Raw genomic sequence first — 17245 nt, forward strand, 5'->3', positions numbered from 1 at the left:
TATCATATATAAGACATAGGACACAAGTTTTTTTATTTTGGAGGATTATCTGTCATGTATCAGCATATTAAAATCCCAAGCGTTGGCGAAAAAATCACTGTTAAATCAGATGGTTCCTTAAATGTACCCGATCACCCTATTATTTCTTTCTTAGAAGGTGATGGCACCGGCGTCGATATTACCCCTGTGATGAAAGCGGTGGTTGATGCGGCGGTTGAGAAGAGTTACGGTGACAAAAGAAAGATAGCCTGGATGGAAGTTTATGCTGGCGAGAAGTCTGTTCGTATCTATGGCGATAATGTATGGCTCCCCGAAGAAACTTTAGAGGTGGTCAGGGATTATGTGGTCTCTATTAAAGGTCCTTTAACCACGCCAGTGGGCGGAGGAATTCGTTCTATTAATGTAGCCCTCAGGCAACAGTTGGATTTATATATTTGCTTACGTCCTGTGCGCTGGTTTACAGGGGTTCCAAGCCCGGTTAAAGAGCCCCATAAAACGGATATGGTAATTTTTAGGGAAAACTCTGAGGATATTTACGCGGGGATTGAGTGGGAAGCGAAATCACCTGAAGCCATTAAATTGATTGAGTTTCTACAAAAAGAAATGAAGGTCTCAGCGATCCGTTTCCCCGTGACTTCAGGGATTGGGATTAAACCTATCTCGCAAGAGGGAACAGAACGCATTATGCGTAAAGCGGTTCAGTATGCCATTGATAACCATCGTCGTTCGGTCACGATCGTGCATAAGGGTAATATCATGAAATATACTGAAGGCGCCTTTAAAAACTGGGCCTATGCTCTTTGTCAAAGAGAGTTTGGTGCTGAGTTACTAGACGGCGGTCCTTGGATGAAGTTACCTAACGGTGTAGTGATTAAAGATGTGATTGCTGATGCGTTTTTACAACAAATTTTATTGCGTCCTGATGAATATGATGTGATTACCACCATGAATCTGAATGGGGATTATATATCCGATGCCCTTGCAGCGCAGGTGGGAGGAATTGGGATTGCCCCCGGTGCTAATTTGTCTGACACCGTTGCCATGTTTGAGGCGACCCATGGCACTGCTCCTAAGTATGCCGGCAAAGACTACGTTAACCCAGGTTCTCTCATTTTGTCCGCAGAGATGATGCTACGTCATATGGGATGGGTTGAGGCGGCTGATTTGATTATTCATTCTATGGAGAAAACCATTGCTGCGAAAACCGTCACCTATGACTTTGCCCGTCAGATGGCGGGGGCCACGCAGTTATCCTGCTCCGGCTTTGGTCAGGCAATGATATCGCACATGTAGTCAATGAGAAAAAAGTAAAAAAACCGGCGTGTAACGCGAACCGTATCCTTAAGGTATTGAAATTTTAGGGATTCGACAGATCAACATGATTGGGTCTCTTCGGCGGAGCGGCTTTCGCGGGTGGCGTCCAATAACTAAAAAGTTTTTGTACACATAAGGCCTTTATGCAAACATAGGACGTTGATATTCTATGTTTGCAGGTGGCTGCTACGCCCACAAGGGTAACAATGACCCCACTTTCAACGCTCGATACAGAAAGCTGCCATTCAACCAAGACGGCGATAGGCGTAGCTGTGTTCAAATCGAGTTAAACCACACGGCTTTCTTGGCTGAAGGTCAATCATGGAGCAGAATCGCTGTTCGAAGGGTTACGCGGGGAGAATTCTACATCAAACGTTAAGATGAATTGCGTCAATTAGACTGAGGCGGCATTGGGAAAGTTGATTTTTCTTCCGTGAAGGCTTGCCATGTATATGCGACCAGTTGCAGCAAACTCAGCCGTGTCAAAGCCTGATCTTTGCGATACATCTCTTCAGTTCATACCGGTCACATGGTAGAGGGCACTCAAAAACTAGATTTTAAACCTGCCATTGCGGTTGTCGATCGACTACTGTTGATCGCGTGCGCGCCTCACGCGGAGTTGAGTTTTCCGAAAATCACCAAAAAAGGCTGGCAAAGATTTCTTCATCAAAAAGATATCCTGAAAAAATAAGCCTACGAGGTAAATTTACCTTGTAGGCTCAATTTCTTCAACACTTTAAAGATACGGCTTGAGATTAATGCCGCTTTAAAGGCGAAAACGACTTTTCAATACATCTAGGATTATTAGGCCGCTTGAATGTTAGAAGCTTGTTTTCCTTTTGGTCCTTGGGTAACTTCAAAAGACACTTTCTGACCTTCTTTTAATGTTTTAAATCCACCCATTTGAATGGCGGAAAAATGAGCGAAAAGATCTTCGCTGCCATCATCAGGAGTAATAAAACCATAACCTTTAGAATCATTGAACCACTTCACTGTACCTGTTGCCATCTTTGCTTTCCTTCAAAAAACGCTCTCAAGAGCCTTGAACATAGTTTGATTATCAAGGCCAGCAAACGGCAATACCGGTGATGCAGACAACTTGTTACCAAACTTCCAAGTTTCTTTTTACGCGTTTTAGCGAAAATGTCAATACTTGAACGTAATTTTTTATCAAAAAAGTGTTACGCCTCTTGAAATGAGGCTTCTTGGCCACAACTTTTTATAAAAGCTTAAAATGGTTTAGACTAGACCAACAAACTTAAATAAATCAGGTAATGTAGCGAATGTCATACTATGGTAACTAAATATCAAGATCAATTATTAGCCGATCAACAAAAAAATAAAACGAAACCACCTTCGTTATTTAATGTCGTATTATTGAATGATGATTACACACCCATGGAATTCGTCATTCAAGTGTTACAAAAATTTTTTTCATTGGATATGGACAGCGCTACCCGGATTATGCTCAAAGTTCATACTGAGGGGAAAGGTATTTGCGGGACCTATCCGAGAGATTTAGCTGCCACCAAAGTTAAACGCGTGCTTGATTATGCGAAGCAGCATCAACACCCATTGCAATGTGTCATGGAGGAAATAGGATCATGATTGCTCAAGAGTTAGAAGTTAGTCTGCATATGGCTTTTGTGGAGGCAAGACAAAAGCGGCATGAATTTATTACTGTCGAGCATCTATTGCTGGCCTTGATGGATAACCCCTCTGCCACAGAGGTGTTACGTGCTTGCGGAGCAAGCATTGAGGCGCTAAGGAAGGACCTGGATGGCTTTGTACAAGAACATACTCCAATTGTGGAGGGCGACGACGAAGTGGACACGCAGCCAACCCTAGGCTTTCAACGAGTGATTCAACGGGCTATTCTTCATGTTCAGTCATCGGGTAAGAAGGAAGTAACGGGAGCCAATGTATTGGTGGCTATCTTTGGTGAAAAAGACTCCCATGCGGTGTATTACCTTCAACAACAAGGAGTGACCCGTCTTGATGCGGTGAATTTTGTTGCGCACGGTATCGCAAAAGTTGAGGGCGCCACCCCTAAAGAAGAAATAGGTACTGAAGGGGAAGCTGAAGGACAGAGTCCTGGGGCCTTAAGTAATTTTGCTTTAAATCTGAACGCGCAAGTGGGGGCAGGTAAAATTGATCCTCTGATTGGTCGTGACAAAGAAGTGGAACGAGTCATTCAAATTCTTTGCCGTCGCCGTAAAAACAATCCTCTGTTGGTGGGTGAGGCGGGGGTTGGTAAAACGGCCATTGCTGAGGGTTTGGCATCACGTATCGTTTCGGGGGATATTCCAGAGATTCTCTCCCAGGCAACGGTTTACTCCTTGGATATGGGAGCCCTGTTGGCGGGAACTAAATACCGTGGTGATTTTGAACAACGCCTCAAGGCAGTATTAAAACAACTGCAAGAGGATCCTAACAGTATTTTATTTATCGATGAAATTCATACGCTAATTGGTGCAGGAGCAGCCTCTGGGGGGACTTTGGATGCATCCAATCTTCTTAAGCCGGCTCTCTCGAAGGGTAGCTTAAGATGCATAGGAGCCACCACCTACACAGAATATCGAGGTATTTTTGAGAAGGATCACGCACTATCAAGACGTTTCCAGAAAATTGATGTGGTGGAACCTTCCATTGAAGAAACGGTACAAATTCTAAAAGGGCTGAAAACGCGTTTTGAGAAACACCATGGTATCCGTTACTCAGAAACAGCCCTGTCCTCTGCCGCTGAATTGTCAGCAAGGTTTATTAATGATCGTCATTTGCCCGACAAAGCCATTGATGTGATCGATGAGGCGGGTGCTGCTCAACGTATACTCCCTAAGTCAAAACAACGAAAAGTCATTGGCAAATCAGAAATTGAGGATATTGTGGCGAAAATTGCTCGTATTCCGCCCCGTAATATTTCCAACGATGATCGCAGTGCTTTGAAAACCTTAGATCGTGATTTAAAATCCGTGGTCTTTGGCCAAGATCGAGCCATTGAAGCCTTAGCAGCTGCCATCAAAATGGCCAGAAGCGGCCTGGGAAACCCACAAAAACCGATTGGCTCCTTCTTGTTCTCAGGACCCACAGGAGTGGGTAAAACTGAAGTAGCAAGACAATTGGCCTATACCCTTGGCGTAGAGTTGATACGCTTTGATATGTCTGAGTACATGGAGCCTCATGCGGTATCCCGATTAATTGGTGCGCCTCCAGGATATGTGGGCTTTGATCAAGGAGGTCAGTTAACGGAGGCGATTACCAAACATCCTTATTCAGTGTTATTGTTAGATGAGATTGAGAAAGCTCACCCGGATATATATAACATCTTGCTCCAGGTAATGGATCATGGGACCCTCACTGATAATAATGGCCGACGTGCTGATTTTAGAAATACTGTGATTATCATGACCACTAATGCAGGAGCTCAAATATTAACGAAAAACACTCTTGGTTTTGTGGAAAATAAAAGTCAGGGTGATGAGATGGCTGATATTAAACGTCTCTTTACTCCTGAGTTCAGAAATCGTATTGATGCCATTATCTCCTTTGCTCCCTTAGATAAGCATGTCATTTTGCGTGTGGTGGATAAGTTCTTAATGCAATTAGAAAGTCAACTGCAGGAAAAACGCGTAGAAGTGAATTTTACCGATAAGCTGTGCGAGCATTTGTCAGAGAAGGGCTTTGATCCTCTGATGGGAGCAAGACCTATGGCACGCTTAATTCAAGACACTATTCGTCGCGCTCTGGCCGATGAGCTACTGTTTGGTCGTTTGTCTGGTGGTGGGAAAGTCACTATTGATATTGATCAAGAAGGACAAGTTCAGCTGCGTTTTGATGAAACTGAGGAAGTAGGGGTAAATTGATAGGCGATTTATCTTAAACAGCCACTGCCATGGCTATATGCGGATGGCAGTGGTAGTTGTGTATAACAAAGTCCTCAAATCGGTAATCAAAAATTGACTCTGGACGACGCTTGATTTCTAAAGTTGGGAGAGGGTAAGGCTCTCGTTTCAATTGTTCTTTAATAGCGCTCACATGATTGGTATAGATGTGGCAATCCCCCCCCGTCCAGACAAACTCACCTACCTCTAAATGACATTGTTGTGCCATCATATGCGTAAGTAAAGCGTAGGAGGCAATATTAAAGGGGACGCCTAAGCCTGCATCGGCTGAGCGCTGATAGAGTTGGCAAGAGAGTTTTCCATCGGCCACATAAAATTGAAACAGTAAATGGCAGGGAGGAAGAGCCATATTTCCTACCTCACCTACGTTCCAAGCTGATACGATGAGGCGCCGAGAGTCGGGGTTGGTATTGATTTGTTCAACCACTTGGCTGATCTGATCTATGACTCTCCCGTCAGCGCATTGCCATTGACGCCATTGTTTACCATATACGGGGCCAAGATTCCCTTTCTCATCAGCCCATTCATCCCAAATGCTGACACCATTTTCTTTGAGGTATCGGATGTTGGTATCTCCGGATAAAAACCAGACTAATTCATGAATGATAGAGCGTAAGTGGAGTTTTTTTGTGGTCACGAGGGGGAAGCCCTGGCTTAAATTAAAGCGCATCTGATAGCCGAAGGTGCTAAGGGTGCCTGTTCCGGTACGATCAGTTTTGCTTGTACCGTTGTCTAAAATATGTTGTAAAAAATCTAAATACGCTCTCATTACATCATGATAACATCATCTTTATGAAAAATGATCACTTTACAATGCCCGAGTGGCACTGGATACAAGGCCAGCAAAAATCTTGCCCTCTGGTTATTTATGTACTCGCTGATTTACCAAAACAATTACCTGTGCCACAGCAAGATCTTCTGAGCAAAGTGTGTCGGCAGAGGAAAACCGAACAAAATGTGGCGCTAAAAGAAGGGGTGTTGGCGACCAACTCAGAGGGGGTCACTTATTATTGGGTGAGTGTTGATCAAGTACAGGATACTTTTGGTCTGCATGTTACCTTAGCCAAAATCGTTAAACAGTTACACCCTTTGTCACTTCAAGAAGCCATGGTGGAGGTATTAGGAGAAAACGCTAAGCGTATTGCTGCCACCACGCTTTATGTTTGTCTGGTCAATAACGTACATTTGGTGCAGCGTAAAGCGGAAGCTAAAAAGATATGGCAACATATTTATTTTAAGGCCCCAGCGGCCACCAAAGAGCACTGTCAAAAAGCCGCAGTGTTAGCCCGGGCTAATACGCTCACACGTTACTTAACCATCAAAGCCCCAAATCAGCTAAACCCAAGCTTATATCGACACTATTTGAAAGACTTTGCAAAAACGCACAAGTTGCAATATCAGGAGTGGAATGAAGAGCGTCTACAAAAGATGGGTGCGGGCGCTTTTTTGTCGGTGTCCCAAGGCAGTGATCACCACGAGGCGGCTATCGTTAAGCTCAGTTATCAGCCGAAGCTGGCGAAAAATAAAATCGCCTTGGTGGGAAAAGGCATTTGTTTTGATACCGGTGGTCATAATTTAAAACCTGCCCGTTACATGCATAACATGCATGAGGATATGAACGGTTCTGCTGTGGTATTAGGTATTCTTCAGGCAGCCGTAGATTTATCCTTGGATGTAGCCATCGATGCTTGGTTCGCCATTGCTGAAAACCATATTAGTCCACAGGCCTACAAGCAAAATGACGTGGTGACTGCCTTAAATGGAGTCAGTATTGAGGTGGTGCATACGGATGCGGAGGGGCGCATGGTTCTTGCCGATACATTGACCTTGGCGGAGCGGGCAAAACCAAATTTAATCATTGATTTTGCGACGTTAACTGGTAGTATGCATGTGGCTCTTGGAGCACGGATGAGTGGTGTTTTTGTGAATCGCCCCGATATGGCAGCGTTGGCCACCGAGATTGGTCAATTAATTGGGGAGAGGGTGGTTTGTTTTCCAGCGCCCAGTGATTATGACGAGGCCTTGGTCAGTCAAGTGGCTGATGTGAAGCAATGTACTCTGACGGGAGAGGCCGATCATATATTAGCTGTGCGTTTTTTATCCAAGTTTGTCAATCATACTCCATGGATTCATATGGATTTGTCTGCCTCTCGCCATGAAGGAGGGCTTGGGGCGGTGTTGTCGGATGTCACGGGCTTTGGTGTATTGTGGGGCGCACAATTTATAGACAGTTGGGGTAAAAAAGAGCTATAATCAGCATCTTAAATAAGTAATAGCAATAAAAGTGGGCCAAGAGCCCATTTTTTATTGGTGGTTCATTCACCCATGAGGACAATACAGTGCAACTCTCCGCAGTGGACAGTTTGATTGAAAAAATTGTGACCGGAATGGCCTTTGAATGTGTAGATATTGAACACTCAGGCAGGGGGTTATTGCGAGTGTTTATAGATGCTCCCCAAGGTATTACGGTGGAGGACTGCGCTCTTGTTAGTAATCAACTAACGCGCACCTTTGCGGTGGAAGGGGTGGATTTCGATCGGTTAGAGGTGTCTTCACCGGGCATGGATCGGCCGTTAAAAAAACCCAGTGACTTCCAACGTTTTTTAGAATGTGAAGTGAAGTTGAAAGTTCGTGTGCCACGTAATGGTCAACGAAATTTTATGGGTCAATTAGTGAGCGCCGATGGATCATCCATTGGTCTGCTGGTTGAGGGTTCCTTAGAGCCAATAGTCATTGAGTATGCTGATATTGAGCGTGCCAATTTAGTACCGGAATTTTAGTGAGGGAAATATGAGCAAAGATGTACTATTACTAGTTGATGCTCTGGCTCGAGAAAAAAATGTTGAGCCCGATATTGTTTTTACTGCGCTTGAATTGGCATTGGCTTCCGCCACAAGAAAAAGATTCGGCGAAGAAGACTTTGACGTCCGAGTAAGTGTGGATCGACAAACAGGTAATTTCTCCTCGTTTCGGGTATGGCGTGTGGTGAATGATGCTGACTGGTTATCTGAGTTCCAAGAAATGCCCATCTCGCAGGCAAAACTGCAGTATCCCGATATTGAAGCGGGAGATGTCATCGAAGAACCCTTGGAGTCGATTGATTTTGGTCGTATTGGTGCGCAGGCTGCAAAACAAGTTATTTTCCAAAAAATCCGTGATGCTGAACGTGAACAAATCTTAAATGATTTTCTTGAGCGCAAAGACTTTTTAGTGACCGGTACCGTTAAGCGTATGGATCGTGGTAGCGCCATTGTGGAGTCGGGACGAATTGAAGCGATATTACCTCGTGATCAAATGATTCAAAAAGAAAACTTACGTATCGGTGATCGCGTCCGTGGTTATTTGATGCGGGTAGACCGAGGTGGGCGAGGACCGCAACTGATTTTATCTAGAATTGCTCCCGAATTTATTGTGAAACTTTTTGAGTTGGAAGTCCCTGAAATTGAAGAGGGTCTTTTAGAGATTAAATCAGCAGCTCGCGATCCTGGTATTCGTGCAAAAATTGCTGTGAAATCTAATGATCGCCGTCTTGACCCAATTGGCACCTGTGTAGGCATGAGGGGTTCACGGGTACAAGCGGTGACCGGTGAGCTTGGTGGTGAGCGGGTTGATATAGTGCTGTGGTCAGAGGACCCTGCACAATTTGTGATTAATGCCCTAGCTCCTGCAGAAGTCAATTCCATTCGTGTGGATGAAGAAAAGCATAGCATGGACGTAGTGGTAGACGAAGAACAGCTAGCTTTAGCTATCGGTCGTAGCGGGCAAAATGTGCGCCTCGCCTCCGAGCTCACTGGTTGGGAATTGAACATCATGACTGAAGATCAAGCCAGAGAAAAAGATGATATAGAATCCTCCCACTTGAGGGATTTGTTTGTCTCTCGCCTAGATGTGGATGAGGAAGTGGCTGATATTTTGATTCAAGAGGGATTTAGTTCTCTTGAGGAAGTAGCGTATGTACCGCTTAATGAAATGCTTGAAATAGAAGCTTTTGATGAAGACACTGTTAATGAGTTACGTGCGCGAGCTCGCAATGCGTTACTCACAGAGGCTATTGCGTCAGAGGAGAAAGTAGAGCATGCGGCAGAGGATTTGCAAAACATGAAGGGAATGGATAGTGAAACTGTTCTTCTTCTTGCAAATAATGGTATTACCACGATTCAAGAGTTGGCAGATCTTGCTACTGATGAATTATCTGAATTAACTGGACTAAATGAAGAACGTGCCCGAGAATTAATTATCGCGGCGCGTGCTCCTTTATTTGAGTAAGGCCATGGAGACCTTGAATGGCAAAAACAAATGTTCTGGATTTTGCAAATGAACTTAAAGTCACACCTGAGACGTTGATCGAACAGTTGAAAGCTGCAGGGGTTGAGAAAACTTCTGCAGAGGACCCTTTAACTGAAAAAGATAAAACTCAATTGTTGGAATATTTGCGTGAGCAACACGGACGCAGTGAACCTAAAACGAGAATCACTCTGACGCGAAAACAAACCACTGAGATTAAAAAATCTGACGCTACCACTGGTAGGGCGAGGACTATCCAGGTTGAGGTCAGAAAAAAGCGTGTTTTAGTTAAACGCGATGTCAAAGACATTAATACTGACGAAGACAGCTCGTTAGTTGCTGAGACTCCTGCTGAAACAGTTGTTGCTCCTCTTGAGAGTGCTGCGGCAATCCCTGAGGTGGTGGAGGCTCCAATGATGCAAGAGGATCCTCCTGTGGTTGAGCCTATCGCTGAAGTCCAAGTAGTCGCGGAGACGCCTGTTGAAGAGCCCGCCCCATCTGTGGAATTCATGCCAGAGAGCGTTGAGACAGTTGTGGAAGAAGTGGTTGCTGCTCCTGTTCCTGCTGCTTCTGTTCCCCTTGCTCCGGCTAAAGGTAAGATGATTAAGAAAGTCTTTTCAGCAGTTGATGACGACCAGTTAGCTATTCGTGAAGCGGAAGCCAAGCGACAAGCTGAACTTCGTGCGTTACAAACGGCGGATCAGCAAGCAAAACAAGAGCGTTTGAGAGCCAAACGTGAAGCGGAAGAAAAGGCTCAGGCTGACGCCAAGGCAGCATTATTAGCTGCGGCCGAGAAAAAGAATAAACCCGCTCCTAAACCTGAAAAAGCAAAAGAAGATAAAACTGGAACATTACATCGTCCCGTTATCTCGGAGACTGAAAAGCCAGTTCCTAAAAAGGGAAAAAAAGGAGTATCAGATAAGCCTGCTCAATGGATGGACGAGGGGGTTAAAAAACGTACAATTAAAACCCGCGGGGATGTATTGTCCGGCACATCAGGTTGGCGTGATCCCAAGGCTCGTCATGCCAAAAAACATCATGATAATAACCAACATGCCTTTTCAGCTCCCACGGAACCTATGATCCATGAGGTATTGATTCCTGAAACGATCACTGTTGCTGTCTTAGCTCAAAAAATGGCAGTCAAGGCTGCGGAAGTGATTAAAGCACTGATGAAGATGGGTATGATGGTGACCATTAACCAAGTGCTAGATCAAGAGACGGCAATGATTGTGGTAGAAGATCTGGGCCATGTGGCAAAACCTGCCAAATTAGATGATCCTGAAGCCTTATTAGCCGAAACAGGGACAGAGCTCGACAACGCAATATTAGAACCTAGGGCTCCTGTTGTGACCGTGATGGGTCACGTTGATCATGGTAAAACATCGCTCTTGGACTACATCAGACGAACTCGAGTTGCTAGCGGTGAAGCGGGGGGGATTACCCAACACATTGGCGCCTATCATGTGAATACGGCTAAAGGTATTGTTACCTTCTTAGATACTCCTGGCCATGAAGCTTTTACTGCCATGCGTGCACGGGGTGCACAGGTCACTGACATAGTTATCTTAGTGGTAGCAGCAGATGACGGCGTGATGCCGCAAACCATTGAGGCTATCCATCATATCAAGGCTGCTAAAGTGCCGGTTGTGGTAGCGGTAAACAAAATTGATAAACCAGAAGCGAATTATGACAGAATCAAATCAGAGTTAGTGACTCATGAAATTCTTCCTGAAGAATATGGTGGCGATGCCCAGTTTGTTCCGGTGTCTGCGAAGACAGGTCAGGGTATTGATGATTTACTGGATGCTATATTATTACAAGCTGAGGTGTTGGAGTTAACCGCTCCGCGCAATACCCCAGCTAAGGGAATTGTGATTGAAGCGCAATTAGACAAAGGTCGCGGCCCGGTGGCCACAGTATTAATTCAATCAGGAACCTTAATTCGTGGCGATATGGTGTTAGCAGGATCATCCTTTGGTCGTGTACGTGCCATGTTAGATGAGACGGGTCACCCCATTGATCAGGCCGGCCCCTCCATTCCCGTTGAAATTCAGGGGTTAACTGAGGTTCCCGTGGCAGGTGAAGAGTTGATTGTCTTAAATGATGAAAGAAAAGCCCGTGAAATTGCACTCTTTAGGCAAGGTAAATTCCGCGACGTGAAACTCGCTAAGCAACAGGCGGCGAAATTAGAGAACATGTTTGAACAAATGGGCGAAGCAGGTACAAAGGTACTGTCCGTCATTATCAAGGCAGATGTTCAAGGCTCCTATGAGGCTCTTTCGCAATCCTTACAGAAACTCTCCACCGATGAGGTGAGGGTCAATGTGGTTCATGCTGCGGTGGGTGGAATTACAGAGTCCGATGTGAATTTGGCTTTAGCCTCAAGAGCTGTGGTCATTGGCTTTAATACGCGCGCTGATGCAACAGCCAGAAAATTGATTGCTAGCAGTGGTGTGGATGTTCGTTATTACGACATTATCTATGCTGCAGTGGATGATGTGAAACTGGCGTTATCGGGTATGCTCTCGCCTGATAGGAAGGAAAATATTATTGGTTTAGTGGAAATTCGTGAAGTATTCCGTATTTCTAAAGTGGGTGCAGTGGCCGGTTGTTACGTGCTGGAGGGGATTGTTAAACGTGGTTCAGGAGTGCGTTTGTTACGTGATAACGTGGTGATTCATTCCGGTGAACTTGACTCACTCAAACGCTTTAAAGATGACGTGCGTGAAGTGAAGTCTGGTTTTGAATGCGGCCTGTCCTTGAAAAACTATAACGACATTCATGTGGGTGACCGATTAGAGGTTTTTGAAGTAGTCGAAGTGGCTCGTTCACTTTAACGACTATGGCGAATTTTCCGCGTTCAAGACGAATTGGTGATCAAATACAACGTGACCTGTCTGACATTCTGAGACGAGAGTTCCGTGACCCCCGTCTGGGCATGGTCACTATCACCGATGTGGATGTCTCCCGTGATTTTTCACATGCCACCATCTACATTAGCTCACTACAAGGCAATGAGGTGTTGACCGACTCTGTGTCAGCCCTCACAGACGGAGCGGGTTACTTACGCTCCCTGTTGGGCAAAAGACTGTCCATACGTGTCCTGCCACAATTGCATTTTGTTGCAGATACCACGCTAGATCGAGCTATCAGTTTAAGTTCATTGATTGATCAAGCTATCGCTGATGACAGTAAACACCCCAAAGACTAATTCTACTCCCCACATCAAAGCTCCCCTTGAAGAGGTTTCAGGGGTGCTACTGTTCAACAAACCCTTTGGCTTGAGTTCTAATACGGCCTTACAACGAGCGCGACATTTATTACGGGCTAAAAAAGCGGGGCACACCGGTACTCTTGATCCCCATGCTACAGGTTTGTTACCCCTTTGTTTGGGGGAGGCGACGAAGTTTTCCCAATGGATACTGGATGCGCCAAAAGGATATATTGCAACCATTAAACTGGGTTATGTGAGCGACACTTTGGATGGCGAGGGACATATTGTGCAGCAAGCTGCTCCCCCCTCCGACCGTGAGTTAATAGATAGAGTATTGCTCACTTTTGTGGGGCCTCAGCAACAAACGCCACCGATGCATGCGGCCATAAAACTGCATGGTAAGCCACTTTATAGTTATGCGCGATCAGGGCAGACGGTGCACCGGGAAGCGCGCAATATTGAGATATTTTCCTGCACTATCCTCTCACTGGTTGAAGAGGTATTGACTATTGAATGCTTGGTTAGTAAAGGAACTTATATTCGCGTATTGGCCTCAGATATAGGGATGAAATTGGGTTGCGGTGGTTATTTAATGGCTTTGGAGCGGGTGAGTACGGGCCCTTATAGCCTCGACAACTCAATCGGATTAGAAGATTTAATGGAGTTAGATGAAGTACAAAGACGAGCCTGTTTATTACCCGTGGACTCTTTGTTGTCTGGTCTACCAAGCTTAGTTGTAGAGGATAAAATGGCACAGGACATCACGCACGGCCGTAGTGCCCGTCTAGCACAATCTACTGGTGGGAGTGCAGGGCTATATCGTATTTATACAACACTGAATCAATTTCTAGGGTTATGTGAATTAACTCAAGAGCATGTTTTACGACCCATTCGATTAATGGCAACGGCTTCTTAAAAGAGAGTTTATTATGCGGCATCACGCGCCAGGCGGGACCCAACCATCACCTAATTTATTTAACGCCAACGACTTTAAAGCGATCAAGTCCTTAGCTCCATATTTATTGGCCTTTAAAGGGCGGGTATTCATTGCCCTCTTATGTTTGATCATAGCTAAGGTCACTAATGTGGCTGTTCCTTTGGCATTAAAATCGATTATTGATGGTCTTGATCCCAAGCATCAAATCATCATGTTTCCGATAGCCTGGATTGTGGCCTATGGGTTACTGCGTTTTTCTACCACTTTGTTTAATGAGTTAAGGGATGGGGTATTTGCTAAAGTAACGCAGAGTGCTATTCGTCGTATTGCTTTAACAGTTTTTAAACATTTACATTCGCTGAATTTGCGTTTCCATTTAGAGCGTCAAACAGGCGGAATGTCACGTGATATTGAACGAGGAACGAGAGGCATCGAGTCATTAATGCGTTTCACCCTCTTTAGTATTATGCCTACTCTGGTGGAAATTCTTCTGGTGGCAAGTATCTTGGCCTGGAAGTATGATGTTTGGTTTGCTTTAATCACTTTAATTACCTTAGTGGTTTATATTGGTATTACGGTTGTGATCACAGAGTGGCGAACTCATTTTAGACGGCGCATGAATGAATTGGACTCTAGAGCAAATGCGCGGGCAATTGATAGTTTAATTAATTACGAAACCGTCAAATATTTCGGTAATGAAGCTTGGGAGACTAAGCGCTATGACGAAAATTTAGAAAAATGGGAGAGTGCCTCCGTTAAAAGTCAGACTTCTTTGACGCTCCTTAATGCATCACAAAGTTTAATTATTGGTCTTGGTGCCACCATTCTAATGTATCGTGCGGCGCAAGGGGTTTATCAAGGTCATCTATCCATCGGCGATTTGGTCTTAATTAACTCGTTGTTGCTGCAACTTTATATCCCTTTAAATTTTTTGGGTGTGATCTATCGAGAAATCAAACAATCATTGGCTGATATGGATCGTATGTTTCGTTTATTATCTGTCAATGCAGAGGTGAAAGATAAAGACAGTGCCACCGAGTTAACCTTAAATGAAGCTCCTCAAGTCACTTTTCAAGAGGTTAATTTTGCCTATGACGAAAGACGTCCCATCCTTCACCAAGTGAGTTTTACTATTGATCCAGGTAAAACCATTGCGGTAGTGGGCCATAGCGGTGCCGGTAAATCGACTCTCTCGCGCTTATTGTTTCGTTTTTATGATATTCAAAGTGGATCAATATTCATTAATCACCAAGATATTCGTGATGTGACGCAACAAAGTTTGCGTGCTGCCATAGGTATTGTTCCACAAGATACGGTGCTGTTTAATGACACGGTGTTCTACAATATTGCCTATGGTCGCCCTGACGCCAGTCGCGAAGAAGTTATTGCGGCGGCTAAAGCTGCCCATATTGATGGATTTATTGAGAGTCTACCTGAGGGTTACGAATCCATTGTTGGCGAGCGTGGACTAAAACTCTCCGGTGGAGAAAAACAACGTGTAGCGATTGCCAGAACATTACTCAAACGTCCTCATGTGCTTATTTTTGATGAGGCTACTTCAGCACTGGATTCACATTCAGAGAAAGAGATTCAACAGGAAATTACTGCTTTGGCTAAGTCCCATACCACCCTCATTATTGCTCACCGCCTCTCTACAGTGGTTCATGCCGATGAAATTATTGTGATGGATCAAGGCCGAATCATAGAACGTGGTCGCCATGAAGATCTGTTGGCAGAACATGGTGCTTACCGAAGAATGTGGGTGTTGCAACAAAAGGAACAAACAAAAATAGAAGCATGAAGCAAATTACCTTATAAAAATGCGCTAAACAATTGACGGATTTGAAGAATGTTTGTAAATTTCACTTGCGTTCAAGGCCTTTTTTTTGTATTGTAAGATCATTACAATAAAAGGGTCTTGAACGTGCTGACAAAAAGCCTTTTAAGTTGCGCTTCCGCTGTCTTGTTTCTTGTTACTGGCTGTGTTTCCTCTTCAGTTTTTGCCGCTGATGCACAACATAAAAACAAGCATAAACATCACCGTCACTTGCATCGTCTTTCCTTTAATCCGTCACAAATTAATTTATTGTCACGTTCTGCTTTAGTGATTGATGAGTTAGATCATCATGTGGTTTTTTCCAAAAATCCAGACCCCATCCAGCCTATCGCCTCAATTACTAAATTGATGACGGCGGTGGTGGTGCTAGAGTCACAGCAAAATCTCGACGAAAAACTGACGGTTACAAAAGATGATGTGGATATGCTGCGCTTTAGTAGCTCACATCTTCGAGTTGGTGCTCAAGCATCAAGACTAGAGTTTTTGAAAATGGCTTTAATTGCTTCAGAGAACCGGGCAGCTAGTGCACTAGGAAGAAGCTATCCTGGCGGTCTTAGCGCTTTCGTCCTCAAAATGAATGAAGAAGCTAAGAAATTAGGGATGGTGCATAGTCATTTTGCTGATTCGTCGGGGCTGAATGGCAAGAATGTCTCTTCAGCTGAGGACTTGGTCCGTTTAGTGGAAAAGGCCAGAACAATTCCTCTTATCCATAAAATCACCACCACTGCAGAGGTGACTTTGCCAGTAGGTTACCACCATCAGATGGTACGCTTTAAAAATACCAATCCTTTAGTGGCAAAGCAGGATTGGGAAATAGGATTATCAAAAACGGGCTATATTAATGAGTCAGGTCAATGTTTGGTAATGGAAGCCACTATTACAGGGCGCCCTATGGTGATCGTTTTACTGGATTCCCACGGACACCAGGCGCGTATTAATGACGCACGCCGAGTTAGGCAGTGGTTAGAGTATCGCTCAAGAACAACCAATACCACCGTCGGACAGCTTTAAATCAGGAAAGAAGTATGAAGGTTGGTCTATTCGTCACCTGTCTTGTTGACATGATGCGTCCTGCAGTGGGTTTTTCTACCATAGAGTTATTAAGTCAAGCAGGTTGTGAAGTGGTGGTTCCTGATAATCAAACCTGTTGCGGACAACCTGGTTTTAACTCCGGGGACCGTGAATCGGGTAGAACCCTCGCTAAACGTTTTATTGAACTCTTTGATCACTGTGACTATGTGGTGGCCCCCAGTGGATCTTGTACGGGTATGATTCGGTTCCATTATCAGGATTTGTTCCCCGAAGACCCTGCACTGCAGGAACGAATTCATTTGTTAGCTCAGCGTACCTTTGAGTTAACCGACTTTTTGGTCAATATACTCAAAGTTGATCGTGTGGAGAGTGGTTTTAAAGGTTCGGTCACTTATCACGACTCTTGCTCTGGATTAAGAGAACTCAATATTAAAGAGCAACCCAGAAAGCTTCTCAACTCCATAGAGACTCTCACACTAAAGGAGATGGACCAAGCCGAATTATGTTGTGGCTTCGGTGGAACCTTTTCGGTTAAGTTAGGAGATATTGCTACACGTATGTCTGACAATAAATGTCATTACGCACAACAAAGTGGTGCTGAGGTGATTGCGGGTGGAGACCTGGGTTGTTTACTTAATATCGAGGGGCGGTTAAGACGGAGAGGAGATAATACTACTCAAGTTAAGCATATCGCGGAAATTCTGACTGTTAAAGCCAAATAA

Annotated in this window: 14 protein-coding genes; 12 read left to right on the forward strand and 2 right to left on the reverse strand. The window is 44.6% G+C overall.

Translation table 11 applies throughout. The annotated features are described in order from the left end of the window. Window positions 1–54 precede the first annotated feature (54 nt). Complete coding sequence (icd, locus tag FERRO_RS05250) at window positions 55–1293, forward strand: NADP-dependent isocitrate dehydrogenase (RefSeq protein WP_056929852.1); 1239 nt, start codon at window positions 55–57, stop codon at window positions 1291–1293. 825 nt (window positions 1294–2118) lie between these two features. Here icd and cspE read toward each other — a convergent pair. Continuing rightward, entirely contained in the window at window positions 2119–2322 is a 204-nt protein-coding gene (gene cspE, locus FERRO_RS05255; RefSeq protein WP_056929853.1) for a transcription antiterminator/RNA stability regulator CspE, read from the reverse strand. Between the two features lie 285 nt (window positions 2323–2607). Between cspE and clpS the strand changes: the two genes are divergently transcribed. Together clpS and clpA are read left to right on the forward strand one after the other, a co-directional pair. Further along, a complete protein-coding gene (gene clpS, locus FERRO_RS05260) occupies window positions 2608–2922 on the forward strand; it encodes an ATP-dependent Clp protease adapter ClpS (RefSeq protein WP_056929854.1) in 315 nt (104 codons plus the stop codon). Continuing rightward, on the forward strand, window positions 2919–5177 hold the full coding sequence (clpA, locus tag FERRO_RS05265; protein ID WP_056929855.1) for an ATP-dependent Clp protease ATP-binding subunit ClpA: 2259 nt from the start codon (window positions 2919–2921) through the stop codon (window positions 5175–5177). Before clpS ends, clpA begins: the two co-directional genes overlap by 4 nt. A 13-nt stretch (window positions 5178–5190) precedes the next feature. Here the strand turns inward: clpA and FERRO_RS05270 are convergent, their stop codons facing one another. Next, on the reverse strand, window positions 5191–5985 hold the full coding sequence (locus FERRO_RS05270) for a thymidylate synthase (RefSeq protein ID WP_056929856.1): 795 nt from the start codon (window positions 5983–5985) through the stop codon (window positions 5191–5193). Window positions 5986–6008: 23 nt separating this feature from the next. Between FERRO_RS05270 and FERRO_RS05275 the strand changes: the two genes are divergently transcribed. From FERRO_RS05275 to FERRO_RS05315, 9 genes are all read left to right on the forward strand, one after another. Next, on the forward strand, window positions 6009–7469 hold the full coding sequence (locus FERRO_RS05275) for a M17 family metallopeptidase (RefSeq protein WP_056929857.1): 1461 nt from the start codon (window positions 6009–6011) through the stop codon (window positions 7467–7469). A 134-nt stretch (window positions 7470–7603) separates the two neighbouring features. Further along, window positions 7604–7996, forward strand: a complete 393-nt coding sequence (rimP, locus tag FERRO_RS05280) for a ribosome maturation factor RimP (RefSeq protein ID WP_056930613.1) — start codon at window positions 7604–7606, stop codon at window positions 7994–7996. A gap of 10 nt (window positions 7997–8006) precedes the next feature. Further along, window positions 8007–9482: a transcription termination factor NusA gene (gene nusA, locus FERRO_RS05285; RefSeq protein WP_056929858.1), complete on the forward strand. Its 1476-nt coding sequence runs from the start codon at window positions 8007–8009 to the stop codon at window positions 9480–9482. A gap of 17 nt (window positions 9483–9499) precedes the next feature. Continuing rightward, a complete protein-coding gene (gene infB / locus FERRO_RS05290; RefSeq protein WP_056929859.1) occupies window positions 9500–12340 on the forward strand; it encodes a translation initiation factor IF-2 in 2841 nt (946 codons plus the stop codon). Window positions 12341–12345: 5 nt separating this feature from the next. Continuing rightward, window positions 12346–12714: a 30S ribosome-binding factor RbfA gene (gene rbfA / locus FERRO_RS05295; protein ID WP_056929860.1), complete on the forward strand. Its 369-nt coding sequence runs from the start codon at window positions 12346–12348 to the stop codon at window positions 12712–12714. Further along, window positions 12689–13633, forward strand: coding sequence for a tRNA pseudouridine(55) synthase TruB (truB, locus tag FERRO_RS05300; RefSeq protein ID WP_056929861.1), 945 nt, complete (start codon window positions 12689–12691; stop codon window positions 13631–13633). Before rbfA ends, truB begins: the two co-directional genes overlap by 26 nt. A gap of 13 nt (window positions 13634–13646) precedes the next feature. Beyond that, window positions 13647–15455 carry an ABCB family ABC transporter ATP-binding protein/permease gene (locus FERRO_RS05305; protein ID WP_056929862.1) on the forward strand — a complete coding sequence of 603 codons (1809 nt, stop codon included), beginning with the start codon at window positions 13647–13649 and terminating at the stop codon, window positions 15453–15455. Window positions 15456–15578: 123 nt separating this feature from the next. Beyond that, window positions 15579–16502 (forward strand): serine hydrolase, encoded by a 924-nt coding sequence (locus FERRO_RS05310; RefSeq protein WP_056929863.1) that lies wholly within the window; start codon window positions 15579–15581, stop codon window positions 16500–16502. A gap of 14 nt (window positions 16503–16516) precedes the next feature. Next, window positions 16517–17245: a (Fe-S)-binding protein gene (locus FERRO_RS05315; protein WP_056929864.1), complete on the forward strand. Its 729-nt coding sequence runs from the start codon at window positions 16517–16519 to the stop codon at window positions 17243–17245.

Origin of the sequence: Ferrovum sp. JA12 (assembly GCF_001431705.1) — a bacterium.
Lineage (GTDB): Bacteria > Pseudomonadota > Gammaproteobacteria > Burkholderiales > Ferrovaceae > PN-J185.